General features: G+C 74.8%; 26 protein-coding genes. 19 read left to right on the top strand and 7 right to left on the bottom strand.

The genetic code is table 11. The features are described from left to right. The first annotated feature begins 159 nt into the window (after positions 1 to 159). On the top strand, positions 160 to 888 hold the full coding sequence (locus tag ABD946_RS21285) for a hemerythrin domain-containing protein (RefSeq protein ID WP_345285896.1): 729 nt from the start codon (positions 160 to 162) through the stop codon (positions 886 to 888). Positions 889 to 933: 45 nt separating this feature from the next. Beyond that, positions 934 to 1,890, top strand: a complete 957-nt coding sequence (locus ABD946_RS21280) for a DUF1152 domain-containing protein (RefSeq protein ID WP_345285894.1) — start codon at positions 934 to 936, stop codon at positions 1,888 to 1,890. A 10-nt stretch (positions 1,891 to 1,900) separates the two neighbouring features. Here the strand turns inward: ABD946_RS21280 and ABD946_RS21275 are convergent, their stop codons facing one another. Further along, positions 1,901 to 2,605, bottom strand: a complete 705-nt coding sequence (locus ABD946_RS21275) for an SDR family oxidoreductase (protein ID WP_345285892.1) — start codon at positions 2,603 to 2,605, stop codon at positions 1,901 to 1,903. 69 nt (positions 2,606 to 2,674) lie between these two features. On the opposite strand from ABD946_RS21275, the gene ABD946_RS21270 reads away from it, so the two are divergent. Continuing rightward, positions 2,675 to 3,487, top strand: a complete 813-nt coding sequence (locus ABD946_RS21270; protein ID WP_345285890.1) for a LysR family transcriptional regulator — start codon at positions 2,675 to 2,677, stop codon at positions 3,485 to 3,487. Here ABD946_RS21270 and ABD946_RS21265 read toward each other — a convergent pair. Beyond that, entirely contained in the window at positions 3,478 to 4,032 is a 555-nt protein-coding gene (locus ABD946_RS21265; RefSeq protein ID WP_345285888.1) for a DUF1697 domain-containing protein, read from the bottom strand. The genes ABD946_RS21270 and ABD946_RS21265 overlap by 10 nt on opposite strands. Positions 4,033 to 4,085: 53 nt before the next feature. On the opposite strand from ABD946_RS21265, the gene ABD946_RS21260 reads away from it, so the two are divergent. Beyond that, positions 4,086 to 4,556 (top strand): pyridoxamine 5'-phosphate oxidase family protein, encoded by a 471-nt coding sequence (locus ABD946_RS21260; RefSeq protein ID WP_345285886.1) that lies wholly within the window; start codon positions 4,086 to 4,088, stop codon positions 4,554 to 4,556. Between the two features lie 150 nt (positions 4,557 to 4,706). Here ABD946_RS21260 and ABD946_RS21255 read toward each other — a convergent pair whose 3' ends face one another. Next, complete coding sequence (locus ABD946_RS21255; RefSeq protein WP_345285884.1) at positions 4,707 to 5,066, bottom strand: arsenate reductase family protein; 360 nt, start codon at positions 5,064 to 5,066, stop codon at positions 4,707 to 4,709. A 97-nt stretch (positions 5,067 to 5,163) separates the two neighbouring features. Here ABD946_RS21255 and ABD946_RS21250 point away from each other — a divergent pair, with 97 nt between their 5' ends. The 5 genes from ABD946_RS21250 to ABD946_RS21230 all read left to right on the top strand — a co-directional run bounded on the left by ABD946_RS21250 (position 5,164) and on the right by ABD946_RS21230 (position 10,377). Further along, positions 5,164 to 6,381: a cytochrome P450 gene (locus tag ABD946_RS21250; RefSeq protein ID WP_345285882.1), complete on the top strand. Its 1,218-nt coding sequence runs from the start codon at positions 5,164 to 5,166 to the stop codon at positions 6,379 to 6,381. Between the two features lie 79 nt (positions 6,382 to 6,460). After that, positions 6,461 to 7,369, top strand: a complete 909-nt coding sequence (locus ABD946_RS21245; RefSeq protein ID WP_380150183.1) for a MurR/RpiR family transcriptional regulator — start codon at positions 6,461 to 6,463, stop codon at positions 7,367 to 7,369. Further along, a complete protein-coding gene (murQ, locus tag ABD946_RS21240) occupies positions 7,369 to 8,331 on the top strand; it encodes an N-acetylmuramic acid 6-phosphate etherase (RefSeq protein WP_345285880.1) in 963 nt (320 codons plus the stop codon). The genes ABD946_RS21245 and murQ overlap by 1 nt, the downstream gene beginning before the upstream one ends. Positions 8,332 to 8,375: 44 nt before the next feature. Continuing rightward, positions 8,376 to 9,884: a PTS transporter subunit EIIC gene (locus tag ABD946_RS21235; RefSeq protein WP_345285878.1), complete on the top strand. Its 1,509-nt coding sequence runs from the start codon at positions 8,376 to 8,378 to the stop codon at positions 9,882 to 9,884. 295 nt (positions 9,885 to 10,179) lie between these two features. Continuing rightward, the gene (locus ABD946_RS21230; protein ID WP_345285876.1) at positions 10,180 to 10,377 is read left to right on the top strand and encodes a DUF6011 domain-containing protein; all 198 of its coding nucleotides are present in this window, start codon (positions 10,180 to 10,182) and stop codon (positions 10,375 to 10,377) included. Between the two features lie 15 nt (positions 10,378 to 10,392). On the opposite strand, the gene ABD946_RS21225 is transcribed toward ABD946_RS21230, so the two are convergent. Further along, entirely contained in the window at positions 10,393 to 11,043 is a 651-nt protein-coding gene (locus ABD946_RS21225) for an HAD family hydrolase (RefSeq protein WP_345285874.1), read from the bottom strand. A gap of 110 nt (positions 11,044 to 11,153) precedes the next feature. Between ABD946_RS21225 and ABD946_RS21220 the strand changes: the two genes are divergently transcribed. Continuing rightward, positions 11,154 to 11,429 carry a hypothetical protein gene (locus ABD946_RS21220; protein WP_345285872.1) on the top strand — a complete coding sequence of 92 codons (276 nt, stop codon included), beginning with the start codon at positions 11,154 to 11,156 and terminating at the stop codon, positions 11,427 to 11,429. Between the two features lie 191 nt (positions 11,430 to 11,620). Here ABD946_RS21220 and ABD946_RS21215 read toward each other — a convergent pair whose 3' ends face one another. Then, positions 11,621 to 12,799 (bottom strand): low temperature requirement protein A, encoded by a 1,179-nt coding sequence (locus ABD946_RS21215; RefSeq protein ID WP_345285870.1) that lies wholly within the window; start codon positions 12,797 to 12,799, stop codon positions 11,621 to 11,623. 158 nt (positions 12,800 to 12,957) lie between these two features. Here ABD946_RS21215 and ABD946_RS21210 point away from each other — a divergent pair, with 158 nt between their 5' ends. The 9 genes from ABD946_RS21210 to ABD946_RS21170 all read left to right on the top strand — a co-directional run bounded on the left by ABD946_RS21210 (position 12,958) and on the right by ABD946_RS21170 (position 21,448). Beyond that, complete coding sequence (locus ABD946_RS21210) at positions 12,958 to 13,464, top strand: pyridoxamine 5'-phosphate oxidase family protein (RefSeq protein WP_425558672.1); 507 nt, start codon at positions 12,958 to 12,960, stop codon at positions 13,462 to 13,464. 271 nt (positions 13,465 to 13,735) lie between these two features. Then, positions 13,736 to 14,530: a hypothetical protein gene (locus ABD946_RS21205; RefSeq protein ID WP_345285866.1), complete on the top strand. Its 795-nt coding sequence runs from the start codon at positions 13,736 to 13,738 to the stop codon at positions 14,528 to 14,530. A 203-nt stretch (positions 14,531 to 14,733) separates the two neighbouring features. Then, complete coding sequence (locus ABD946_RS21200) at positions 14,734 to 15,387, top strand: sigma-70 family RNA polymerase sigma factor (protein WP_380150184.1); 654 nt, start codon at positions 14,734 to 14,736, stop codon at positions 15,385 to 15,387. 133 nt (positions 15,388 to 15,520) lie between these two features. Beyond that, complete coding sequence (locus tag ABD946_RS21195) at positions 15,521 to 15,751, top strand: heavy-metal-associated domain-containing protein (RefSeq protein WP_345285864.1); 231 nt, start codon at positions 15,521 to 15,523, stop codon at positions 15,749 to 15,751. A gap of 105 nt (positions 15,752 to 15,856) precedes the next feature. Beyond that, a complete protein-coding gene (locus tag ABD946_RS21190; protein ID WP_345285862.1) occupies positions 15,857 to 16,117 on the top strand; it encodes a hypothetical protein in 261 nt (86 codons plus the stop codon). 89 nt (positions 16,118 to 16,206) lie between these two features. Further along, on the top strand, positions 16,207 to 18,471 hold the full coding sequence (locus tag ABD946_RS21185; protein WP_345285946.1) for a heavy metal translocating P-type ATPase: 2,265 nt from the start codon (positions 16,207 to 16,209) through the stop codon (positions 18,469 to 18,471). Between the two features lie 53 nt (positions 18,472 to 18,524). Next, positions 18,525 to 19,598, top strand: coding sequence for an ABC transporter substrate-binding protein (locus ABD946_RS21180; RefSeq protein ID WP_345285860.1), 1,074 nt, complete (start codon positions 18,525 to 18,527; stop codon positions 19,596 to 19,598). Next, positions 19,599 to 20,663 (top strand): FecCD family ABC transporter permease, encoded by a 1,065-nt coding sequence (locus tag ABD946_RS21175; protein ID WP_345285858.1) that lies wholly within the window; start codon positions 19,599 to 19,601, stop codon positions 20,661 to 20,663. Further along, a complete protein-coding gene (locus ABD946_RS21170; protein WP_345285856.1) occupies positions 20,660 to 21,448 on the top strand; it encodes an ABC transporter ATP-binding protein in 789 nt (262 codons plus the stop codon). Before ABD946_RS21175 ends, ABD946_RS21170 begins: the two co-directional genes overlap by 4 nt. A gap of 68 nt (positions 21,449 to 21,516) precedes the next feature. Here the strand turns inward: ABD946_RS21170 and ABD946_RS21165 are convergent, their stop codons facing one another. Both ABD946_RS21165 and ABD946_RS21160 read right to left on the bottom strand, forming a co-directional pair. Next, positions 21,517 to 22,317: an L-tyrosine/L-tryptophan isonitrile synthase family protein gene (locus ABD946_RS21165; RefSeq protein ID WP_345285854.1), complete on the bottom strand. Its 801-nt coding sequence runs from the start codon at positions 22,315 to 22,317 to the stop codon at positions 21,517 to 21,519. A gap of 137 nt (positions 22,318 to 22,454) precedes the next feature. Further along, the gene (locus ABD946_RS21160) at positions 22,455 to 23,672 is read right to left on the bottom strand and encodes a cytochrome P450 family protein (RefSeq protein WP_345285852.1); all 1,218 of its coding nucleotides are present in this window, start codon (positions 23,670 to 23,672) and stop codon (positions 22,455 to 22,457) included. Between the last annotated feature and the right edge of the window lie 7 nt (positions 23,673 to 23,679).

The raw sequence follows: 23,679 nt of genomic DNA, 5'->3' as shown, positions 1-23,679 counted from the left end.
CCCGGGGGGCGGCTGAGTCCCCGTCAGGTCGCTGACCTGCACGTCAATCAGACATTGATTCGACTCTGATGAGCTGTCATCACCCTGGAGACCATGCCGGGGCGCCGTCGAGTGCGGCGCCCGACCGGCCCGGTCTCAGCCAGTCGTGAAGAGAGTGCCATGCCCAGCCACCTGCTGCCCGTCGAATCCCCGAAGGTCCCCGCCCAGGCGGGCGGGCCGCGTGAGACGCAGCCCGCCGTCGAGGCGATCCCGTTCGCCGGGCTGCGCCTGGTGCACGCCGCTCTCCGCCGCGACCTGGCCCGGATCCCCAACGCCCTGCGGCTGCTGCAGCCCGACGACACCGCCACCGCCGAGGCGATCCAGCGGCACTGGGACTTCCTGACCGCCATGCTCACCTGCCACCACGAGCAGCAGGACACCCGGCTGTGGCCGCTGCTGCGCCGCTTCGCGCCCGAACTGCGGCTGCTGCTCAACTGGTTGGAGTCCGACCACCACAACCTCGACCACTCCTTCACCCGGGTCACCACCCTGGTGCGGATCGCCACCCGGGACCCCGCCAGCAGCTGGTCGGTGGCCTACGCGGTGGAGGAGCTGGCCGCCCGGCTGGAGACCCACCTGCGGATCGAGGAGCGGCAGCTGCTGCCCCGGATGGACGGGATCTTCCCGGCCGGCTCCCGGATGGGCACCCTGCCGGAGCTGCTCGACCTGATCCGCGCCGCCGACGGCCCCGGCAGCTCGGACGCGCTGGCCTGGCTGCTGGAGGGCGTGGAGCCCGAGCAGGTGGACCGGCTGCTCGCCGACTGCGACGACACCACCGCCCGGCACTGGCCGCACTGGCGCGACACCTACGCCCGCTGCACCGACGAGCTGTGGGGCCCGCGCCCGTAGGGGCTCTCTCCTCGGTCCTGCGGCGCGGTGGCTTACGATGCGCGGATGTCGTTCGAGCCGTTGCTGATGAGCCGTCTGAAGGATGCCCGGCGGGTGCTGGTGGCCGGGGCCGGGGGTGGCTTCGACGTCTACGCCGGGCTGCCGCTCGCGCTGGAGCTGCGCGAGGCCGGGCACGAGGTGCACCTGGCGAGCCTCTCGTTCAGCCACCTCTACGGCCTGCCCGGCGAGGTCTGGCTGGAGCCCGAACTGGCCCGGATCACCCCGGACACCGCCTCGGCGGAACGGTACTTCCCCGAGCGCACGCTGGCCCGCTGGCTGCGGCTGCACGGACTCCCGGACACCGTCTGGGCCTTCGGCTCCGTCGGGGTCAAGCCGCTGCGCGCCGCGTACCGGGCCCTGGTGCGGCACCTGGAGATCGACGCGATCGTGCTGGTGGACGGGGGCACCGACATCCTGATGTGCGGCGACGAGGCCGGCCTCGGCACCCCCGAGGAGGACATGGCCAGCCTCGCCGCGGTGGCCGGGATGCCCGAGGTGGCGACCCGGCTGGTGGCCTGCCTGGGCTTCGGCGTCGACGCCTACCACGGCGTCAACCACTCCCTGGTGCTGGAGAACCTGGCCGCCCTGGACCGCGACGGCGGCTACCTCGGCGCCTTCTCCCTCACCCGGCAGAGCCGCTCCGGGCAGCTCTACCTGGACGCCGTCGAGCACGCCAGGGCCGCCTTCCCCGAGCACCCCAGCATCGTCCAGGGCTCGGTCGCGGCCGCCCTGCGCGGCGAGTTCGGCGACGTCCGCTTCACCGACCGCACCAACGGGACCGCGCTCTTCGTGAACCCGCTGATGTCGATGTACTTCACCGTCACGGTGGAGGCCCTGGCCGCCCGCAACCGCTACCTCGACCGGATCGAACGCACCGTGCTGATGCGTCAGATCAGCACCGTGATCGAGGAGTTCCGCGACGAGCTGCCCGCCCAGCGGCCGCCCCGGCAGTTCCCGCACTGAGGCCCGCGGCTCACCAGGGGACGGTCTCGCCGAGGTGGTCCAGGAAGCGCAGCCCCCGCGCGCCGCGGTGGCGTTCGACCGTCTCCACCACGCCCGGCACGCTCTCCTCCACGCTCAGCTCGGCCCCCGGCCCGCCCAGCTCCGTCCGCACCCAGCCCGGGTCCATCAGCAGGAAGGTCCTCGGGTCGTCGGCGTGCCGGGCGGCGTGACAGCGCATCAGCTGGTTGAGCGCGGACTTGCTGGCCCGGTAGAGGTCCTGACCGCCCCTGGTGTTGCGCGAGACGCTGCCCTGGTCGGAGGACATCACGCCGACGGTCCCGGTGGGCCGCACCAGCGGGCCGAGGACGTCCACGACCCGCATCGGGCTCAGTGCGTTGACCACCATGACCTCGGTGAACATCTCCGTCGGCACCTCGCCGATCGGCAGGTCGCCGCGGGCGACGGCGGCGTTGACGAAGAGCAGGTCCAGGGAGCGGCCGGCCGCGGTCAGGCGGTCGCGCAGGGCGGCGAGTTGCCCCTGGTCGGTCATCTCCAGCTCCTCGACGGTGAGCCGCCCGCCGGCCGTCCCGGCGAGCTCGTGCAGGCCGGTGCGGTGCTCGCCGCGCACCGTGCCGATCACCTCCCAGCCGCGGCGGAGGTACTCGGCGGCGATCCCGAGGCCGATGGTGCGGGAGGCGCCGACGATCAGTGCGGTCTGCTGTCCTGTGTCGTTCATGGCCCCAGTCTCCGAACGGCCGGGGCGGTGCGTCCAATACCCTTTGGAGCCCGTTGATACCGTGCGGGTATGGATCTCGACCTGCGCAAGCTCCGGTACTTCCGTGCGGTCGTGGAGCACGGGGGGTTCGGCCGGGCGGCACGGGAGCTGCACATCGCCCAGCCCGTGCTCAGCCGTCAGATCCGCGCACTGGAGCAGGAGTTGGGACAGCGGCTGTTCGACCGGACCACCCGGAGCGTGGAACCGACCGCGGCCGGGCGGCAGTTGTACGAGGAGGCCCGGCGGATCGGCGCCACGGTGGACCGGGCCCTGCGCCGGGTCGCGGAGGCCGCCCGGGGGGAGCACCGGCTGGTGGTCGGCTTCTCGGCCGGCCTGCGGGTCTCGGAGGCGATCCGGGAGTTCACGGCGCGACACCCGGAGGTGGCGGTCGACGTCCTGCCGCTGCCCTGGGCCGAACGCGACGCCCCGCTGCGCGACGGCCGCGCCCAGGTCGGCCACCTGCGCCGTCCGTTCGACGACACCGGTCTGCGGACCGTCCCGATCGGCGTGGAGACCAAGGTCGCCTGCCTCCCCGCCGCGCACCGGCTGGCGGGCCGCCGGTCCCTCACCCTGGCCGACCTGGACGGTGAACCGGTGCTGGACGCGAAGGCCCGGCGGACCGCCTCGCTGGAGGAGAAGTTCGAACTCATCGCCTCGGGCCAGGGCGTCGCCCTGATCCCGGTCAGCGTCGCCGCCTCCTACGTCCGCCCCGAGCTGGTCGTCCTGCCGGTCACCGACCACCCGCCGGTCGAGACCTGCCTGGCCGCACCGGTGGACGACCGTTCCGAGCTGGTGGCGGGCTTCCTGGAGATCGCCACCGCCGTCCTGCGCCGTCAGGCCTGATCCTTCCGGGCGGCCGCCAGGATCTTGACCGTGGTGTGGAAGAAGCGGGAAGTGCCCTGGCCTGCGTAGGACTTGGGGAAGGACTTGGCCGGATCTCCGGAAAGCCGCCCGTTCTTCAGGTGGAAGACGGTGAAGGCGGCACCCGGGGTGGCGGAGAGGATCTCCCAGCCGCCCTTGGGGTCCCGGACCGGGAACTCCAGGTCCTCCGGGAGCGGCTCGGAGAGGAAGACCACGCACAGCCGGACGTCCGGCGTCACCTCCACGGCGGCGAAGGGATCGGCCTCGACGACGGCCGCCACCTCGTCCACGGTGCGCAGCATCACCGGGACGGCGAAGCCCAGTTCGTCCTCCAGGTGCCGCTCGATCCGGCGGGTGAGGGCGGCGCGGTCGGTCCTCCCGGTGGTGAAGAAGACGTTCCCGCTCTGGATGTAGGTGCGGACGTCGGCCAGGCCCAGCTCGGCGAAGAGCGCGCGCAGCCGCTCCATCTTCACCGTCCGGCCGCCGACGTTGACCGCCCGGAGGAAGGCGACGTAGCTCTCTGTCATGCGGGCAGTGTCGCAGGCCGGAGCGTCCGCCGGGCGTTGGGACACTGTCGACCATGACGACCTGGCAGGATTTCGAGCAGGAGGCGCCCGACCTGGCGCCGGCGGTCCGGGCCCGCTTCGAGGCCAACCGGCACCACGTGCTGGCGACCCTCCGCAAGGACGGGGCGCCCCGGGTGAGCGGGACCGAAGTGCGGTTCGGCGGAGCCGATCTGACGATCGGTTCGATGTACGGCGCGGTGAAGGCCCTCGACCTCCAGCGGGACGGGCGCTTCGCCCTGCACAGCCACCCCGGCGACTCCAGCATGGCCGGCGGCGACGCCAAGGTCTCCGGCACCGCCCACGAGATCACCGACGAGGCCGAGCTCACCGCCTACCTCGCCGACCTCCCCGAGGCCGCCCCCGGCCCCTTCCACGCCTTCCGCCTCCACCCCACCTCCGTCGTCCTCACCGAGGTCGACGGCGACGAACTCCGCATCCGCATCTGGCAACCCGGTGCACCGGTACGGGAGATCCGCCGACGCTAGTGGTTACCCCAGGGGCGCGAGGAACTGCGCGAATCGGAAGGCGGCTCACCGGCAACTGAACCGCCGTCAGCCAGTTGCACGTGCTGCCTTTCCACGGCGCGCCCACGCGGCGGAGCCGCACATCAGCAGAGCCTCGCGCCCCCGGAGGCATCACCTCGGTACGACGGAGGCCAGGGCTTCGGGGGAGCGGGCGACCACCGCGTGGCCGTCGTCCGCGGTGATGATCGGCCGCTGGATCAGGATCGGGTGCTCCGCCATCGCCGCGATCCAGGCGGACCGGTCCGCCGGGGTGCGGCCCCACTGCTTCATGCCGAGCTCCTTGGCCACCGCCTCGTCGGTCCGGGTGATGTCCCACGGCTCCAGCGACAGCCGCTCCAGCACCTGCTCCAACTCGGCCGCGCTCGGCGGGTCCTCCAGGTACCGGCGGACGGTGTACTCCGCCCCGGCGGCGTCCAGCTCACTGATGGCGACGCGGCACTTGGTGCAGCGCGGGTTGATCCAGATCTCCATCCCCCCAACATACCGAGCGGCCCGCCGCGCCCCGGGAACTCGCCGACGCGGCCGCCGGTTGAGCCGTACAGACGGTCGAACCGGGGGAGGGACGTCCATGGACGGCGAACAGATCATCGGCGAACTGATGGGCCTGGAGGGGCGGGCCGATCCGTACCCGCTCTACCGGATGGCCCACGGCCTCGGGCCGGCCGCCGCCGCGGGCGAGAACGCGGTGCTGGTCTGCGGCCACCGCGAGGTCAACCAGGTGCTGCGCTCCACGGCCTTCCACGTGCCGGACGCGGTGCTGCGCGAGCGCTGGGAGGAGGGCTTCCTCGACCACAGCTCCAAGACCCTGTTCAGCCGCTCGATCCTGGAGACCAACGCCCCGCACCACAGCCGGATGCGCTCCCTGATCGCCTCGGTCTTCACGGCCCGCCGGGTGGCCGCCCTGGAGCCGGCCGTCCGGGCCGCGGTGACGGGGCTGCTGGACGAGCTGGCCGAGGCGGGGGCGGGCGGGGACCCGGTCGACTTCATGGACGCCTTCGCCTTCCGGCTGCCGGTGGGGGTGATCTGCGAGCTGCTGGGCGTGCCGGAGGAGGACCGCTACCGCTTCCGGCCGCTGGCCTCCGACCTGACGGCGGCACTGGAGCTGCTGGTCTCCGAGGAGGAGCTGACCGCCGCCGACCAGGCTGCGGACGAACTGTCCGGCTACTTCACCGAGTTGGCCGACCGTCGGGCCAAGGAGCCGACCGACGACCTGGTCAGCGCGCTGGTCCAGGTGGCCGCCGAGGACCCGGGCCGGATATCCGGGCGGGAGCTGCTGGCCAATCTGGTGCTGCTCCTGGTGGCCGGGTTCGAGACCACCACCAACCTGCTGGGCAACGGCCTTGCCCTGCTCTTCGACCACCCCGCCGAGCGCGAGGCGCTGCGCACCGGCGCCCTCGCCCCGGCCTCCTTCGTGGACGAGGTGCTGCGCTTCGACTCGCCCGTGCAGCTCACCTCGCGGATCTCGCTCAGCGACGAGCTGACCGCCGGCGGCGTGCCCACCCCGTACGGGACGGCCCTCTTCCTGCTGATCGGTGCGGCCAACCGGGACCCGTCCCGCTACGCCGAGCCGGACCGCTTCGACCCGTACCGCACCGACAGCCAGCCGCTCAGCTTCGGCGCCGGCGCCCACTTCTGCCTCGGCGCCCAACTCGCCCGCCAGGAGGCCGCGCTGGCGATGCCCGAGCTGCTGCGCCGCTTCCCCCGGCTGGCCCCGGCCGGGCCGCGCACCCGCACCGACCGCCTGGTCCTGCGCGGCTACCGCACCCAGCCGGTCACCCTCGGCTGAGGCCCCGGGTCCAAGGTCCCGGGCGGGTTGGTGACCTTCGGACGGTGTGGGCGGGCGGGGATGAAAATATCCTTCAGATGTGAGCGCATCGGAGAAGGAAACTTTCCCCCGCCCGCTGGCGGCCCGGATCAGTGAGCGGCAGGCGGAGATGACCCCGGCCATGGGCCGGGTCGCCGCGGCCGTGGCGGCGGACCCGGCCGGGTGCGCCCGCCTCAGCGTCACCGAGCTGGCCGGGCGCACCGGAACCAGCGAGGCCACCGTGGTCCGCACCGCGCGCCTGCTCGGCTACCCCGGCTACCGCGACCTGCGGCTGGCGCTGGCCGAGGACGCGGCCCGGCGCCCGGCCGGCGGGCCGGCGGTGACCGGGGACATCACGGTGGACGACCCGCCCGCCGAGGTGATCGCCAAGCTGGCCCGCGACGGGCGCCGTACGCTGGCCGACACCGTGGAACTCCTCGATCCGGCGCGGCTGGAGCGGGCCGTGACGGCCGTGGCCGCCGCCCGCCGCACCGAGGTCTACGGCATCGGCGCCTCCGGTCTGGTGGCGCAGGACCTGATGCAGAAGCTCCAGCGGATCGGCCTGATCGCCCAGGCCCACCTGGACCCGCACCTCGCGCTCACCACCGCCGTGCAGCTGCGCCCGGGGGACGTGGCCATCGCCGTCTCCGACTCCGGCTCCACCCAGGACGTCGTGGAGCCGCTGCGCCGCGCCGCCGGGAACGGCGCCTTCACCATCGCGCTCACCGCCCGCCCCGACTCGCCGGTGGCCCTGGCCGCCGATCTGGTGCTGGCCACCAGCAGCGGCTACGAGACCTCGCTGCGGCCCGCCGCGATGGCCTCCCGGCTCAGCCAGCTCTTCGTCGTGGACTGCCTCTGCATCGGGGTCGTCCAGCGCACCTACGCCACCGCGGCCCCCGCCCTGGCCGCCACCTACCAGGCCCTGGCGCCCCGCCACGGCCACGCCTCCCCGAAGAAAGGCCGCCCCTGATGACCAGTCAGCCCGCCACCGCCGCCGGGACCGCCGCGACCCCTGCCCCGTACGCCGAACTCCGCGCCCAGCTGGAGACCTTGGCCACCGAGGCGTTCCGCCCCGAACTGGCCGAGATCGACCGGCTCTCCACCCTGGAGATCGTCACCCTGATGAACGGCGAGGACCGCACCGTCGCGGAGGCGGTGGCCCGCCGGCTTCCGGAGATCGCCGCGGCGATCGACGCCACCGCCGGACGGATGGCCCGGGGCGGCCGGCTGGTCTACGCGGGAGCCGGGACGGCCGGGCGGATGGGTGTCCTGGACGCCAGCGAGTGCCCGCCCACCTTCAACACCGGTCCCGGCCAGGTGGTCGGCCTGATCGCCGGCGGCCGCCAGGCCATGGTCACCGCCGTCGAGGGCGCAGAGGACAGCGTGGAGCTCGCCGAAGCCGACCTGGCCGCCCTGGAGTTGACCCCCGACGACGTGGTGGTCGGCATCTCGGCCTCCGGCCGCACCCCCTACGCGGTGGGCGCCGTCGCGTACGCCCGCCGCCTGGGCGCGCTCACCATCGGGCTCTCCTGCAACGCCGACTCCGCGCTCGGAGCGGCCGCCGAACACCCCGTCGAGGTGGAGGTCGGCCCCGAATTCCTCAGTGGCTCCACCCGGTTGAAGTCCGGTACGGCCCAGAAGCTGGTGCTCAACCTGCTCTCCACCGTGACCATGATCCGGCTCGGCAAGACCTACGGGAACCTGATGGTGGACGTGCGGGCCTCCAACGAGAAGCTCCGCGCCCGCTGCCGCCGGATCGTCGCCCAGGCCACCGGCGCCGACGACGCCACCGTCGAGGCCGCCCTGACCGCCACCGACGGCGAGGTCAAGAACGCCATCCTGGTGGTCCTCGCCGACGTCGACGGCCCCACCGCCGCCCGCCTCCTCGACGAACACCACGGCCACCTGCGCGCAGCGCTGCTCGCGGTCTGACCCCGACCCACCTCAACACCCCCTTTCAGCAAGGTAGAAGCACCATGACGGACGACAAGAACCGCGCCACCGCCGCCGCGATACTTCCGCTGGTCGGAGGCCCCGGCAACATCACCTCCATCGCCCACTGCATGACCCGACTGCGCCTGGGGCTGCGTGACCGCTCCCTGGTCCAGGAGGCCGAACTCAAGGCGCTCCCGGCCGTGATGGGCACCGTCGAGGACGACACCTACCAGATCGTGCTCGGCCCGGGCACCGTCGCCAAGGTCACCCCCGAGCTGCAGAAGCTCGTGGACGCCGCTCCCAAGGCGCAGAGCGCCGAGCAGCTCGCCGACCGGGGCGCCGAGATCAAGGCGGCGCAGAAGGCGAAGAACGCCACCCCGGTGAAGCTGATGCTCCGCCGGATCGCCAACATCTTCGTGCCGCTGATCCCCGCCCTGATCGGCTGCGGCATCGTGGCCGGCCTCAACGGCCTGTTGGCCAACCTCGGTTGGGCCCCGGCCCTGGTGCCGGCCCTGGGTGCGATCGCCTCCGGCTTCATGTCGCTGATCGCCGTCTTCGTCGGCTACAACACCGCCAAGGAGTTCGGCGGCACACCGATCCTCGGCGGCGCGGTCGCCTCCGTCATCGTCTTCGCCGGCGTCGCCAAGGTCACCGTCTTCGGTGAGACGCTCTCGCCCGGCCAGGGCGGGGTGCTCGGGGCGCTGGGCGCCGCCCTGCTCGCCGTGTACATCGAGAAGTGGTGCCGCCGCTGGGTGCCCGAGGCACTGGACGTCCTGGTCACCCCGACCCTGACCGTGCTGCTCACCGGCCTGGTCACGCTCTACGGCCTGATGTTCCTGGCCGGTGAGGTCTCCACCGCCATCGGGTCGTTCGCCACCTGGCTGCTGGCCAGCGGCGGCGCCTTCGCCGGACTGGTCCTCGGCGGGCTCTTCCTCCCGCTGGTGATGCTCGGCCTGCACCAGGCGCTGATCCCGATCCACACCACCCTGATCGAGCAGCAGGGCTACACCGTGCTGCTCCCCATCCTGGCGATGGCCGGGGCGGGCCAGGTCGGCTGCGCGGTGGCGGTCTACCACCGCCTGCGCCGCAACCGCTCGATCCGCGCCACCATCAAGTCCGCCCTCCCGGCCGGCTTCCTGGGCGTCGGCGAGCCGCTGATCTACGGGGTCTCCCTCCCGCTCGGCCGCCCCTTCGTCACCGCCTGTGTCGGCGGCGCGGCCGGCGGCGCCTTCGTCGGACTCTTCAACCAGCTGGGCACCACGGTCGGTTCGACCGCCATCGGCCCCTCCGGCTGGGCGCTCTTCCCGCTCCTCCAGGGCGAGGGCAGCCTGGCCACCACCGTCGCCGTCTACGCCGGCGGGCTGCTCACCGGCTACCTGGTCGGCTTCCTCGCCACCTACTTCTTCGGCTTCACCGCGCAGATGCTCACCGAGCTCAACGCCGACCCCGAGGACACGGACGGCGAGCCGGAGTCGGTGCCGGACGCGGCGCCGGGCGCGGTGCCCGCAGCGGCCGGGGCCGGTCCCGAACGCACGCCCGTCGGGGTCTGACCGGCCCGAACCACCGTCCACCGCCCGGGAGTTGTGATCACCGGGCGGCGGACGGCCGCCGTCCGCGGATCATTCGCGGGCCGCCGCAGCGGCGGCCAGGAGGCCGCCGAGGCCGAGGGCGACCAGGAGGGCGATGAGGATCTTCCACGTCTTCGTCATGCCCTTCCCAACGGCCCGCCGGGCGCAGCGGAAACGTCTTGTCACCCGGGCAGCCGGTGGGCAGCCGGTGGGCGGTGGTCCGGGGAGGCGGCCCCCGGCGGTGGTCCGGGGACGGACGGTCCGTCAGACTGGCCCGATGCAGTCCGAGGAGTCCGCCCTGATCCCCGCGCCGGCCGGCGCCGCCGCCGAGCCGCCGGTGCTCCGCTGCCGCCGCTGCGGCCGTCCGCTGCACGACCCGGAGTCCCGCATCCTGCGCCTGGGCCCGGGCTGCCGGGGGCCGGAGGAGGGCACCAGGGTGGTACCGGGGGAGCAGGACTCGCTGCCGGGGCTCTGAGGCGGGCGTCCGCGGTCAGAGCGAGGCGACCAGGGCCGGGAGGTCCCGCATGTCGGTGAAGACCGTGGTGCCCGGGCCCTCCAGCCAGGCTGCCGGGGTCAGGCCGCCCGCGTAGCCGAGCGAGCGCATCCCCGCCGCCCGGGCCGCCTGCACGCCGTAGCGGCTGTCCTCGACCACCACGCAGGCGGCGGGGTCGACGCCGGAGCGCCGGGCCGCGTGCAGGAAGAGGTCGGGGGCGGGCTTGCCGTGGGCGACCTCGGTGGCGCTGAAGATCCGGCCCTCGAAGTACGGGTACAGGCCGGTGCGGCCGAGGGTGTGCCGCATCTTGGCGTGCTCCCCGCTGGAGGCCACGCAGCTCGGCAGGGTGAGCCCGGCGAGCGCCTCGGCGATCCCGTCCACCGGGAGCAGTCCGGTGTCGACCGCCGCCGCGTGCCGTTCGGCGAACAGCTTCCTCCACAGCGGCCCGGCCTCCGGCCCCAGCCGCTCGGCCCACTGCTCGGCGATCGAGGCGGAGGAGCGCCCGATGAAGCGCTCCACCACCTCCTGCTCGGTGAGCGGCCAGCCGAGTTCGGCCCCGAGCTCGACGTTCACCCGGACGGCGATCCGCTCGCTGTCCACCAGGACGCCGTCGCAGTCGAAGACCACCAGTTCGATCGCTCTGTTCATCCGCGCAGGATAGGAGGGCTGCGGCGGACGGCCTGACGGCGGGTCAGAGAATGCCGGATCGGAGACCGGTTCGTGTACGGTTCGCGTCTGCCCCCGCTACCCCCGCACACGTGAACGATGGACCAGCCGTGAACCCGTACGACCAGCCCGCCGCGCCCCGCAGCACCACCGACCGACTGCTGCGCGCGGGTGCCCTGGTGTTCCTGCCGCCGGTCGCCGCGATCTGGCTCTGGGACTCCCGCTGCCTGCACGTGGCGGCCAAGGTGGTGCTCACCGTCTGGTGCGTGCTGGCCTCGCTGTTCTGGATCGACGTGATCATCGGCCCCAACGACAAGAAGCCCGCCGCGAGTGCGGAGGCGTTCGTCACGGCGGGGGCGCGCCCCTAGGGGCTGTCTCCTTGATGGGGCCGGGTCCGCGCCGCCGGGGCACGCGCCCTCCTTGCCCGGCGACGGGCAGGAGGGGCCCTTCGCCGGCTTCTCGTCGGTCGCCGATGCTCCGCATGGACTCCCTCCTCGGCGCCGCCGAGGCACGCACCCCGACGACGCGGCCTGATCCGACCCCATCAAGGAGACAGCCCCTAGCCGCGCCGGTGGGTCCGGACGTGGCGCCGGGAGAGCTTGGCCAGCAGGAAGACCAGGCCGGCCGCGCAGGCCACCGCCGCCCAGCCCGGCAGCAGGATCGAGGCCGGCAGGAGCAGGCAGCCGGTGAGGCCCAGGCAGGGCAGGTACCAGCCGAGGACGCGGCGGATGCCGTCGCCGTAGCGCATCGAGATGGCGGCGTTGGCGGTGTAGAAGGCGAGCACCCCGCCGCAGAGCGCCCAGCGGGAGCCGGGCGGCAGCGCGTGGTCGGGCTCGGCGACGGCGGTGCCCAGGGCGGCGGCGATCACGGTGATGCCGGAGACCAGGACGAACGGCAGGTACATCACGGTGTCCCGCATGGCCCGGGTGGCGTGGCCGCTCTGAGCCCGGGTCAGGCCCTGCGCGGCGTTCTCGGTGCCCCAGGTGAAGAAGATCATGGCCAGCTCGGCGACCACCACGAAGGCGAGCAGCGCGGTGACCCCGGCCGCGAGCACGAAGTGCTCCTCCAGGGCCACCACCACCGTGAAGACGCTCTCGCCGAGCACGATCACCACGAACAGGCCGATCCGCTCGACCAGCAGCTCCACCGAGAGCCGGTCGTAGGGCCCGGTGCCGAGGCCGGTGCGGACCGCCAGCAGCACCACCTCCAGCACGATCGCCACGCCCCAGAGCACGAACCGCGCGGTGGAGGGCAGTGCGGCCGAGACCGCCCAGAGCGCGGCGGGCACCAGGCAGTAGAGCACCGGCCGCCAGAGCGGCAGCGGGTTGTCGGTGGCCCGGGCGTGGCCCCACCAGATCAGGAAGAGCACCAGCCGCACCCAGGCGGCGCCCAGGGCGTAGGCCCAGGCCCGTTCGTGCAGGCCCTCGGGGGAGGCCGCCGCCATCAGCCCGAGGGCGGGCATCGCGGCCAGCAGCATGGCCTGGATGCGCGGGCTGCCGGAGCCGAAGAGGTTGACGGTGACGGTCAGGTTGGCCCAGGCCCACCAGGCCGGGAAGAACAGCACCAGGAACTCCGCGAAGTCCCCCGGCCCCGGGTCCCCGTGCAGTCCGTGGGCCAGCACGCTGACCGTCACCACGAAGACCAGGTCGAAGAACAGCTCGAACCAGCCGGCCCGGGGCTCCTCGCCCTCCGCCGCCGTGTCCGCTCCCGGGGGCTGCGCCTGCGCCGCGTCGCTCACCCGACCACTGTGCGGCGGCCTCCGGCGGTGGCGGGGCGGGCGCGCCGGGGGCGGGGCCGGCGGTTGCCTCGGGCGGCTGAAGCCGACGGAGGGTCAGGTGTCGTGGTGGAATCCGGAATTCGGCGGCGCGGACGGGCCTCCGGCGGGAGGCTGTGACCATGACCACTGATACCACCGATACCACTGTGACCGCTGATGCTGCCGATGCCGCTGCTCCGACGGGTCCCCGTACGGGTGCGCAGCGCCGCAGCGACACCGAGCGCCGGCTGACCGCCGACGTGGACCTCTGGCTGGCCAGCGCCTCCCCGGACGGCGTCCCGTACCTGGTGCCGCTCTCCTTCGACTGGGACGGAACGGCCCTGCTGGTGGCCACCCCGGCCGGGAGCCCGACCGGGCGGAACCTCGCCGCCTCCGGAACCACCCGGCTGGCGCTCGGCCCGACCAGGGACGTCACGATGATCGAGGGTGCGGTCGAGCACCTGGAGATGGACGCCCTGCCAGTGCCGGAGCGGGAACGCTTCGCCGCCCGCACCGGGTTCGACCCGGCCGCCTCGGCCACCCGGTACCGCTGGTTCCGGATCACCCCGCGCCGCATCCAGGCCTGGCGGGAGGCGGACGAGCTCTCGGGTCGCGAACTGATGCGCGACGGCGAGTGGCTGGTCTGACCACCTCTCGGGCGCCGTCCCGTGGCGCTTCTCACACCGGGGTCGGGGGCGGTCCGCCGGCCTGTCGACCGAGGGGCGTTCCCGCAGGTCGGGCGGACCGTGCCGGGCGGACGCACAGCTGATGCCCACTCAGGAGTCGGACGGCGGGGGCCGCCGGTTCCCGAACGGCCGGGGTGACGCCCGTCACGTGCTCCGAACGGGCTGACGGAGCGTCGGTACCCCCGGGGCGAGGGCTCCGGACGGGGGTGAAGGGTGCGACGATGAGTCGGCCATGGAGTCGGGACGAGTCGTACGAGCGGGGCGGGCTGCGGTGTTCGCCGCCGCCTGCGTGCTGCTCGGCGCGGCCGGCCACGTGCTGATGTCCGGGGACACCGTCCCCGGGTGGGTGCTCGCCGCCGCCTTCGGGGCGGTCGGGGTGCTCGGCTGGCTGACGGCCCGTCGGGAACGCGGGCCGCTGCTGGTCACCGGACTCACGGTCGGCGTGCAGGCCGCGCTGCACCTGCTCTTCTCGCTCGGCCAGGCCACCGACCGGGGGGCGGTGGCCGCCGGGGCCGACGGGACGGCCGTGCAGTGGGCGCGGCTGCTGCTCTGCAACGGCCACCCGCTCTCGCCCGGCGAGGCCGTCCGGCTGGTCGAGGACGCCGGGCTGGACCTGGACGCGCTCGGCCCGCCGGTCGACGGACTCGCCGCCCTGGTGGTCCCGGCCGCGACGGCGGGCACCCACGCCCACGCCGCCGGTCACCTCGCGGGTGGCCACCTGCACGCCGCGGCCGCCCCGGCCGCCCACCAGATGACCGGCGGGGGCTTCGGCATGCTCGCCGCCCACCTGGTGGCCGCCCTGCTGCTCGGCCTCTGGCTGGCGGCGGGGGAACACGCGGTGTTCCGCCTCGGCCGGACCGTCGCGGCCTGGCTGTTCGCGCCCGTGCTGCTCCTGCTCCGGGCCTTCGCCCCGGCGACCCCGCCCCGTCCGCGCCGCCGCCCGGCCCCGGCACCGCGCCTGCGGCTGCTGCTGCTCGTCCACGCGATCACCTCTCGGGGCCCGCCGCCCGGGACCGCCGTCCTCTGACGGCCCGTCACCCCGGGGCCGCACCCGGCCGACGCCGCGCCCGTACGGGCCGTGGCGCCGCTGCCGCGTGCCCGTGCGCCGCGCCCGTCGGTGCGCCTCCGCATCCGTGGACGTGCGCATCCGCGCATCCGTGCACCCGTGTGCCCCCGGGCCGGTCCTGCGGCCGTCCGTGCCGCTTCCGACTCCGAGAAAGACCCACGGCGTTGAACCCTGTCCTGCCCACCTCCGCCTCGTCACCGACCGCCCCGTCACCGACCTTTCCGCGCGCGGCCGCCCGCCGCACCGGCCCCGACGACGCCACCGTCACCGGCTGGGCGCTGGCCGCCCGGGAGGGCGATCCGGCCGCCGTCGAACGGTTCGTCCGGGCCACCCGGATGGACGTCTGGCGGTACGTCGCCCACCTGAGCGGCGAACCCCAGGCTGCCGACGACCTCACCCAGGAGACCTTCCTCCGGGCACTGCGCAGCCTGCCCCGCTTCGAGGGCCGCTCCTCGGCGCGGACCTGGCTGCTCTCGATCGCCCGCCGGGCGGTGGTCGACCGCTTCCGGTTCGCCGCCGCCCGCCCCCGGCTGCTGGACACCGACGACTGGCAGGGCGCCGTCGAGCGGGCCCAGTACTGCGACCTGCCCGGCTTCGAGGAGGGCGTGGCGCTCTCCGAACTGCTGGCCGCGCTCCCCGCCGAGCGGCGGGAGGCCTTCGTGCTCACCGCCGTGCGCGGCCTCCCGTACGAGGAGGCGGCCCGGCTGACCGGCTGTCCGATCGGCACCGTCCGCTCGCGGGTGAACCGGGCCCGCGCCGCGCTGGTCCGCCAGCTCGCGGAGGCGGCCCGCGCGGACCTCGTCGGCTGCGCGGCCTGAGCGGTTCCCGGAACCACACGATGGGGGCACCGGGCGGCGTGTCCCGGTGCCCCCGCCCCCGTGCGTGCGTTGTCGTTGACGACCACCGGACCGGTCCACCGACCGGGTCCCGAACCCTCTGGAGGCCACCGCCATGTCCACCACCGCTGCCGCCGTCACCACCGTCCTCGCCGTCGGGGGCATGAGCTGCGGCCACTGCGAACGGACCGTCAGCGCCGCGCTCGCCGCCCTCCCCGGCGTCAGCGACGTCACCGCGGAGGCCAAGGCCGAGCGGGTCACCGTCGCCTCGGCGGCCGAACTCGACGAGGCGGCCGTCCGGGCGGCCGTCGAGACGGCGGGCTTCGAGTACAGCGGCCGGGTCTGACGCCTCGTCGGCCCGCCCGTCCGGCCCGCCTGTCCGATCCGCCGCCCCGGTGAACGGGCCCGACGGCGCGGGAACTCGGCCGGGCCCGGCCCCGACTGCTCCGGTGTGAACGCCAACGCCAACCCCACAGCGGTCGGGCCGGGTCTCCGGCCACGGTCCGCCCTCCTGGGCTTCGCCCTGCTCCTCGCCCTGGTCTTCACCGGGGCCCTCGCCGCCGGCCACGCGGCGGGCCCGCTCACCCCGGGGCCGCGCCCCGCCGGCGGCGGCCCGGGGCCGACGGACGGCGGGATGGACGGGATGCCCGGCATGGACGGAATGGACCACACCGCGGGCATGCCCGGCAGCGGGGCGGGGGCGGGCAGGTGAGCGCCGTTCCCCCGAGCGGCCTCTCGTCCGGTGCTCCGTCAGCCCGGGCCGCCGGGCCCGAGACGGTGACCGACCTGCTCGTGGGCGGGATGACCTGCGGGGCCTGTGTCGGCCGGGTGGAGAAGCGCCTGGCCCGGCTGCCGGGCGTGACCGCCGCCGTCAACCTCGCCACCGGCCGGGCCCGCGTCGTCCATCCCGAAGGCCTGCCCCCGGCCGAGCTGGTCGCGGCGGTGGAGGCCGGCGGGTACACCGCCTCCCTGGTGGACCCGGCCGGCGAGCGCCGTCGTGCCGAGGAGCCCTCGGCCGCCTCGCCCGAGGCCCGGGCCGAACGGATCCGACTGACCGTCACGGCGGTCCTCGCGCTGCCCGTCCTGCTGCTGTCGATGGTGCCCTCCTGGCAGTTCCCGGCCTGGCAGTGGCTCTGCTTCGCGCTCGCGCTGCCGGTGGTCACCTGGGGTTCGGCCGGGTTCCACCGGAGGGCCTGGCAGGGGCTGCGGCACGCCACCGCCACCATGGACACCCTGGTGAGCCTGGGCGTGACCGCCTCCTTCGCCTGGTCCGTGTACGCGCTCGGGTGGGGCGGGGCGGGCGATCCCGCGATGCGGATGCCGTTCTCGCTGACCGCCGGGGCCGGCGGCGGCGCCGCCCACGTCTACCTCGAAGCCGCCGTCGGCGTCCCGCTGTTCGTGCTGGCCGGCCGGCTGCTGGAGGGGAGTGCCCGGCGGCGCGGAGGTGCCGCGCTGCGGGCCCTGGCGGCGCTGGGCGCCCGGGAGGTCAGCCTGCGCGGACCGGACGGCGGCGAGCGTACCGTGGCGGCCGAACTGCTGCTCCCGGGGCAGGAGTTCACGGTCCGTCCGGGCGAAAGGGTGGCCACCGACGGGGTGGTGGTCGAGGGCGGATCCGCGCTCGACCTGAGCGTCCTGACGGGCGAGAGCGTTCCGGTCGAGGTGGGCCCCGGCGACCAGGCGCCCGGGGCGGCGCTGAACGTCGGCGGGCTTCTGGTGGTGCGGGCCACCGCCGTCGGGGCGGACACCCAACTGGCCCGGATCGCCGCCCTGGTGGCCGAGGCGCAGACCGGCAAGGCGAAGGCCCAGCGTCTGGCGGACGCGGTGGCCGAGGTGTTCGTGCCCGTGGTGCTGGCCCTCGCCGTCGCCGTGCTCGGCTTCTGGCTCGGCGCCGGGGCCGAGCCGCAGGCGGCGGTCACCGCCGCCGTCTCGGTGCTGGTGGTGGCCTGCCCGTGCGCCCTCGGCCTGGCCGTCCCGACGGCACTGCTGGCCGCCACCGGGCGCGGGGCCGAACTGGGCGTCCTGGTGCGCGGACCCGAGGCGCTGGAGAGCCTGCGCCGGGTGGACACCGTGGTGCTGGACAAGACCGGCACCCTGACCACCGGCCGGATGACCCTGGGCGGCGTGGCGGTGGCGCCGGGCGTGGACCCGGAGCGGGTGCTGCGGCTGGCGGGGGCGCTCGGGCGCGGGTCCGAACACCCGGTGGCCCGCGCCGTCGCGGAGGCGACCCGGCGGGGCGGTGGCGAACTCCCGCCGGTGGAGGGCTTTCTGGCCACCGCCGGGCTCGGCGTACGGGGCACGGTGGAGGGGCGCGAGGTCCGGATGGGCAGGCCGGACCGGGAGGTCGAGGACCCCGCCCTGGCGGCCGCCCTGGCCGCGGCCGACGCCGAGGGCCGCACCTCCGTGCTGGTCGAGCTGGACGGCCGCCCGGCGGCGGTGCTCGCGGTCGGCGACGCGCTGCGGGCGGGCAGTTGGCGGGCGGTGCACCGGCTGCGCGGGCTGGGGCTGGACGTGGTCCTGCTGACCGGCGACCGGCCGGGACCGGCCCGCGCGGTTGCCGAGGAGCTGGGCATCCGCACGGTGCACGCCGCCGCCACCCCGGCCGGGAAGGCCGAGGTGATCGGGCGACTCCGCTCCGCCGGGAGGACGGTGGCGATGGTCGGCGACGGCGTCAACGACGCGGCCGCGCTCGCCACCGCCGACCTCGGCATCGCGCTGGCCTCCGGCACGGACGCGGCGATCGGAGCGGCCGGGCTGACCCTGGTCCGGGGCGACGTGGAGACCCTGGTGACCGCCGTCCGGCTGGCCCGGCGGACCCGCAGCGCGATCCGGGCCAACCTCCTCTGGGCCTTCGGCTACAACGCGGTGCTGCTGCCGCTCGCCGCCCTGGGCCTGCTCAACCCGATGCTCGCCGCCCTCGCGATGTCGGCCAGCTCGGTGCTGGTGGTCGCCAACAGCCTGCGCCTGCGCACCTGGAGGCCCGGCCGGGGCGGTGGCGGTGGCGGGCGGTCAGGCCGGGGCGACGGCGCGCGGTCCGGGAACTCGGGGCGGGCGCGGGCCGACCACTGATCCGGACCGTGCAGACCGGCCCGGTCCGTGACCCCGCGTCAGGAGAACCATCCATGCGTACCCGTGTCCTGCCCGGCGTGGCCGCCGCCGCGGCCCTGCTCATATCCGGGTGCTCGTCCGGAGGCGGCGCCCCCTCCCCGGCGCCGTCCACGGGGACCCCGGCCGCCACGGCGGGCTTCCCGGTCCCGGTCGCGGACTGCGCGGGCCGCGAGACGGTCATCGACGGCCCGCCCGCCCGGATCGTCACCAGCAACGCCGCCGCCCTGGAGATGCTGCTCGAACTCGGCGCGGGGGAGCGGGTGGTGGGCACCGGCTACCCGCCCGGCCAGGGCTACCTGCCCGGTGCGCTGGCCGAGCGGGGGGCGCGGGTGCCGGTCCTCGGGCAGCAGGGCATCGCCAAGGAGAAGCTGCTCGGCTCGGGCGCCGACCTGTACGTGGACACCTTCGGGCCGATGGCGATGGGCGGCGGGACGGGCGCGGCGCCGAGCGAGCAGGAGTTCGCCGCCGCCGGCATCAAGCACGTGTTCCTGCTCTCCACCGCCTGCGCGGCCCAGGGCAAGGCGCCTCGGACCGACCTGGCCGAGGTCCAGCGCGACGTGGAGCGCCTCGGTGCCGTCACCGGCACCGCCGACCGGGCCCGTCGGCTGACCGCCGCCATGGCCGAGAAGACCGGCCGGGTCACCGCCGCGCTCGCCGCCCTGCCGGCCGACCGGCGCCCCTCCTACTTCTTCTTCGACGTCGACGCCGGGACCAAGCAGCCGATGGCGGTCTGCAACCGCCAGGTGGCCAACGCGGTGATCACCCTGGCCGGTGCCCGCAACGTCTTCGCCGACTGCGACGCCTCGTTCCGCCCGGTCGGCTGGGAGGAGGTGGTCGCGCGCAACCCCGACTGGATCCAACTGGGCATCCGCAACAAGGGCGGTGAGGAGGAGAACCGCCACGCCTACGAGGAGGCCGAGCAGTTCCTGCGCACCTTCCCCGCCACCCAGGGCCTGGCCGCCGTCCGCGAGGGCCGCTTCCTGCGGATCGGTTCCGAGGTCACCACCATCGCCGGTGTCCGCAACGCCGACACCGTCCAGCAGATCGCCCGCACGCTCCACCCCGACCTGGTCAAGGTCGGTCCGTAGATGGTGACTTCGGCCCCGGCCGTCACCCGGGAGGGGTTCCGCCCGCGCCCCTCCGCAGTGGCCGCGGCGCTGGTCCTCGCCCTGGCGGTGGTGCTCACCCTGGCCATCGGGCTCGGCAGCGTGGACGTCCCGCCCGGCGAGGTCTGGTCGGTGACCGCGCGGCGGCTCACCGGCCGGGCGCCGGTCCCCGGCTCCCGCGACCTGATCGTCTGGCAACTGCGGTTCCCGCGCGCCCTGTTGGCGGCGACGGTCGGGGCGGGACTCGGGTTGGTCGGCGCCGCCGTCCAGGCGCTGGTCCGCAACCCGCTGGCCGACCCCTACCTGCTGGGGATCTCCTCCGGGGCCTCGCTCGGCGCGGTCGGCGCCATCGTCCTGGGCCTCGGGGCGGGAGGGGCGCTCGGCACCTACGGCGTCTCCGCCGCCGCCTTCGCGGGTGCGCTCGGGGCCTTCCTGCTGGTCTGGCTGGCGGCGCGCCGCGGCGGCGGCTTCGCCCCGCTGCGGCTGGTGCTCTGCGGCATCGCCGTCGGCCAGTTCCTCGCCGGGCTCTGCAGCTACCTGGTGCTCCAGGCGGGCGACGAGCAGCAGACCCGGGGCGTGCTGTTCTGGCTGATGGGCAGCCTGAGCGGTGCGAGCTGGGGGCAACTCCCGCTGCCGGTGGTGGCGGTGGCCCTGGGTGCGGTCGTGCTCCAGGGCCGGGCCCGCGCCCTCAACGCGCTCACCCTCGGCGACGAGACCGCCGCCGGGCTGGGCGTGGACGCCGACCGGGTGCGCCGCGAACTCTTCGTCACGGCCAGCCTGCTGACCGGAGTGCTGGTGGCGAGCGCCGGGGCGATCGGCTTCGTCGGGCTGCTGGTGCCGCACCTCTGCCGACTGCTGGTCGGCGGTGAGCACCGCCGCCTGCTGCCGCTCTCCGCCCTCACCGGGGCCGTCCTGCTGACCGCCGTGGACACCCTGGCGCGGACCGCACTGGACGCGCAGGAGCTGCCGATCGGCGTGGTGACGGCGCTGCTCGGCGCACCCGTCCTGCTCTACCTGCTGGACCGACAGGCGGAGGCCGCCCGATGAGACTCGCCGTCGAGGACCTGCACCTCACCCTGGCCGGGCGCTCCGTCCTGGCCGGCGTCCACCTGATCGCCGAGTCGGGCCGGGTCACCGGGCTGGTCGGCCCCAACGGCAGCGGCAAGTCGACGCTGCTGCGGGTCGTCTACCGCCACCTCGCCCCGAGGGCCGGACGGGTCCTGCTGGACGGCCGCGACCTGGCCGCCGTGAGCCGCTCGGAGTCCGCCCGTCATCTGGCCGCGCTGCCCCAGGAGCGCGGCGAGGGCTTCGAGCTGTCGGTGCGGCAGATCGTCGCGACCGGACGCATCCCGTACCAGCGGTCCTTCGCCGCCGACAGCGCCGAGGACCGGGCGGTGGTCGCGCGTTCGCTAGAGCAGGTCGGCATGGCCGAGAAGGCCGGGCGGCGGTTCGCGGAGCTCTCCGGCGGCGAGCGCCAACGGGTGCTGCTGGCCCGGGCCCTGGCCCAGCAGCCGGACGTCCTGGTGCTCGACGAGCCGACCAACCACCTGGACATCCGCCACCAGGTCGAACTCCTCGCCCTGCTGCGCGCCCAGCGCACCACCGCCCTGGTCGCCCTGCACGACCTCAACGCCGCCGCCTCGGTCTGCGACCACCTCCACGTCCTCGCGGACGGGGCGGTGGTGGCCTCCGGGCCGCCGCGCTCGGTGCTCACCCCGGCCCTGCTGGCCGAGGTCTTCGGCGTCCGGGCCGCCGTCACCGAACACCCCCTCACCGGCGATCCCCTGATCGCCTTCGACCACCGCCGACCGGCGGTGCCCGCCCGCCCCTGACGGGGACGGGACGCACCGAGGGCCCGGTACCTGCTGGCGTCAGGTATCGGGCCCCCGGTGTTCCCCGGCTACGCGGCGCTGTAGTGGCTGGGGCGGCCGTCCCGCAGGACCAGCCGGCCGCGCCGCTCCGCCTCCGCCCGGCGCACCAACTCCCAGCGCCCGTCGGCGCGGTACAGCGGCGTGGCGTGCCAGGGGGTGGCCCAGCCGTCCGCGGCCGTCAGCAGGTGGATGCCGAACTTGGCCGAGCCGGGCGGCTGCGGATGGATCGACAGCCGGACGGCCCGGGGGTGCTGCTCGGCTATCAGCTCGCCCCAGGCCCGGCTGCGCTGGATCACCCCGTAGGCGCGGCGGCGGCACTCGCGCTGCAGGGCGGAGCGGGTGCCGGTGAAGCGGCCGGCCGCGTCCTCCACCAGGAAGCGGGTGATCCCCCGGTAGAGGGCCAAGGCCTGCTCGTCCTCGCGGAGTTCGTCGCGGAGGCGGGCGACGGTCGGGGCGTGGCGCTCGTGCACCAGGGCCCGTTTCTGGTCGTGGGTGCGCTCGCCGTACACGTCCCGCAGGTCGAAGAGGGTGAGACGGTGCAGGCCGTCCTGACGGATCATCGCGGCCAACTCGTCCGCGTAGGAGTCCACATGGGCGTCCGGCACGCCGATCAGGTCGCCGAAGACGTGTCCGTCGGAGCAGACCACCAGCCGGGCGCCGGGCGGGTGCACCGTCGAGACGCGCTCGCAGAGCCCGTGCAGGAAGGCCAGTGCGCGGCGCTCGCCCTCGTCCGGCAGGTGGCCGAGCACCTTCTCGGGGCTGGGTGACTTGCAGGGGAAGCCGGGGAGGGTGAAGGTGATCTCCTCCCCGGCGGCCACGAATCCCTCCAACTGGCTTATCTGCTCCGGGAAGTCCTCCGTGGTGAGCGGGCGCCCCCGCTGAGTGGACCGGCAGTGGGGGAGCAGCAGGGCAAGAACGTCGGCGGCGCGTGACAAGAGGGTTCTCCGGTAGGTGCGGTGGTGCTGGATCAGGAGCGACGGTCGTACGCCACGGGCAGGCGGTCCACGCCCCGGGCCAGTACGGCGGGTGTCCAGGCGAGCGCGTCGAGCTCGCCGGCCGGCCGCAGCCCCTGGAGGCGGCCGGCCAAGGTGCCGAGGGCGATCTGGAGTTCGGCCCGGGCGAGGGCGGCTCCGGGGCAGAAGTGGATGCCGTGGCCGAAGGCCAGGTGCGGGTTGGGCGTCCGGTCCAGGTCGAGCCGGTCGGGGTCGGGGAAGCGCTCCGGGTCGCGGTTGGCGGCGGCGAGCGAGACGATCACCGAGTCCCCGGCGGGGACGCGGGTGCCGTGCAGCTCGTCGTCGACGGCCAGGAAGCGCCAGGTGGTCAGCTCGAACGCACTGTCGTAGCGCAGCAGTTCCTCCACCGCCCGGGGCAGCAGGTCCGGCTCGGCCCGCAACCGGGCCAGTTGGCGGGGGTGGCGGAGCAGGGCCACCAGTGCCGTGCTGATCTGGTTGGTGACGGGCTCCTGGCCGGCCACCAGGAGCTGGAACACCATCGAGTCCAGCTCGGCCGGGGTCAGTTCGCCCGCGTCGCATGCCGCCACCAGTCGCGTCAGCAGCCCGCTCTCCTCCTGCCGTCGGCAGCGCTCCACCACCTCGGCGATGTACCCCTCCAGCTCGCGCAGGCGGCGCTCGTAGGCCGGCCGGCGCGGGTCCTGCAGGCCGACCGGCTGCACCACCTTCCCCCAGTCCCGGTCGAAGCGCTCCGCCAACTCGCGCGGCAGCCCGATCACTTCGGCCAGCACCCGGAACGGGAACAGCGCCGCGAACCCGGCCACCAGGTCCGCCCCGCCGTGCTCCGGCAGCGCGTCCACCAGCCGGTCCGCGATCCGCTGGAACCTCGGCCGCAGGGCCTCAACCCTGCGGGGCGCGAAGGCCTCCCCCAGCAGCCCGCGCATCGCGGTGTGCCGGGGCGGGTCCTGGTGGAGCAGGTGCACCTGGAGGCGGGAGTGCTGCGGCTCCGGCATGATCGACGCGAGCTTCCGCCAACCCTCGTTCCCCAGGCGGTGGTTCTTCCCCAACCGCCCGTCCCCGAGCGTCTCCACTGCGGCCCGGTACCCCGTCACCAGCCAGGCCGCCACCCCCGACGGGAACCGCACCGGATGCACCGGGCCGGCCGCGCGCAGCTCCCGGTACAGCGGGTACGGATCCCGCTTGAACCTCTCCCCGTACAGCGGCACCCGCTGCACCGGACAC

The organism is Kitasatospora albolonga (assembly GCF_039535905.1).
Classification (GTDB): Bacteria; Actinomycetota; Actinomycetes; order Streptomycetales; family Streptomycetaceae; genus Kitasatospora; species Kitasatospora albolonga.
This window is presented reverse-complemented; position numbering and strand designations above follow the sequence as displayed.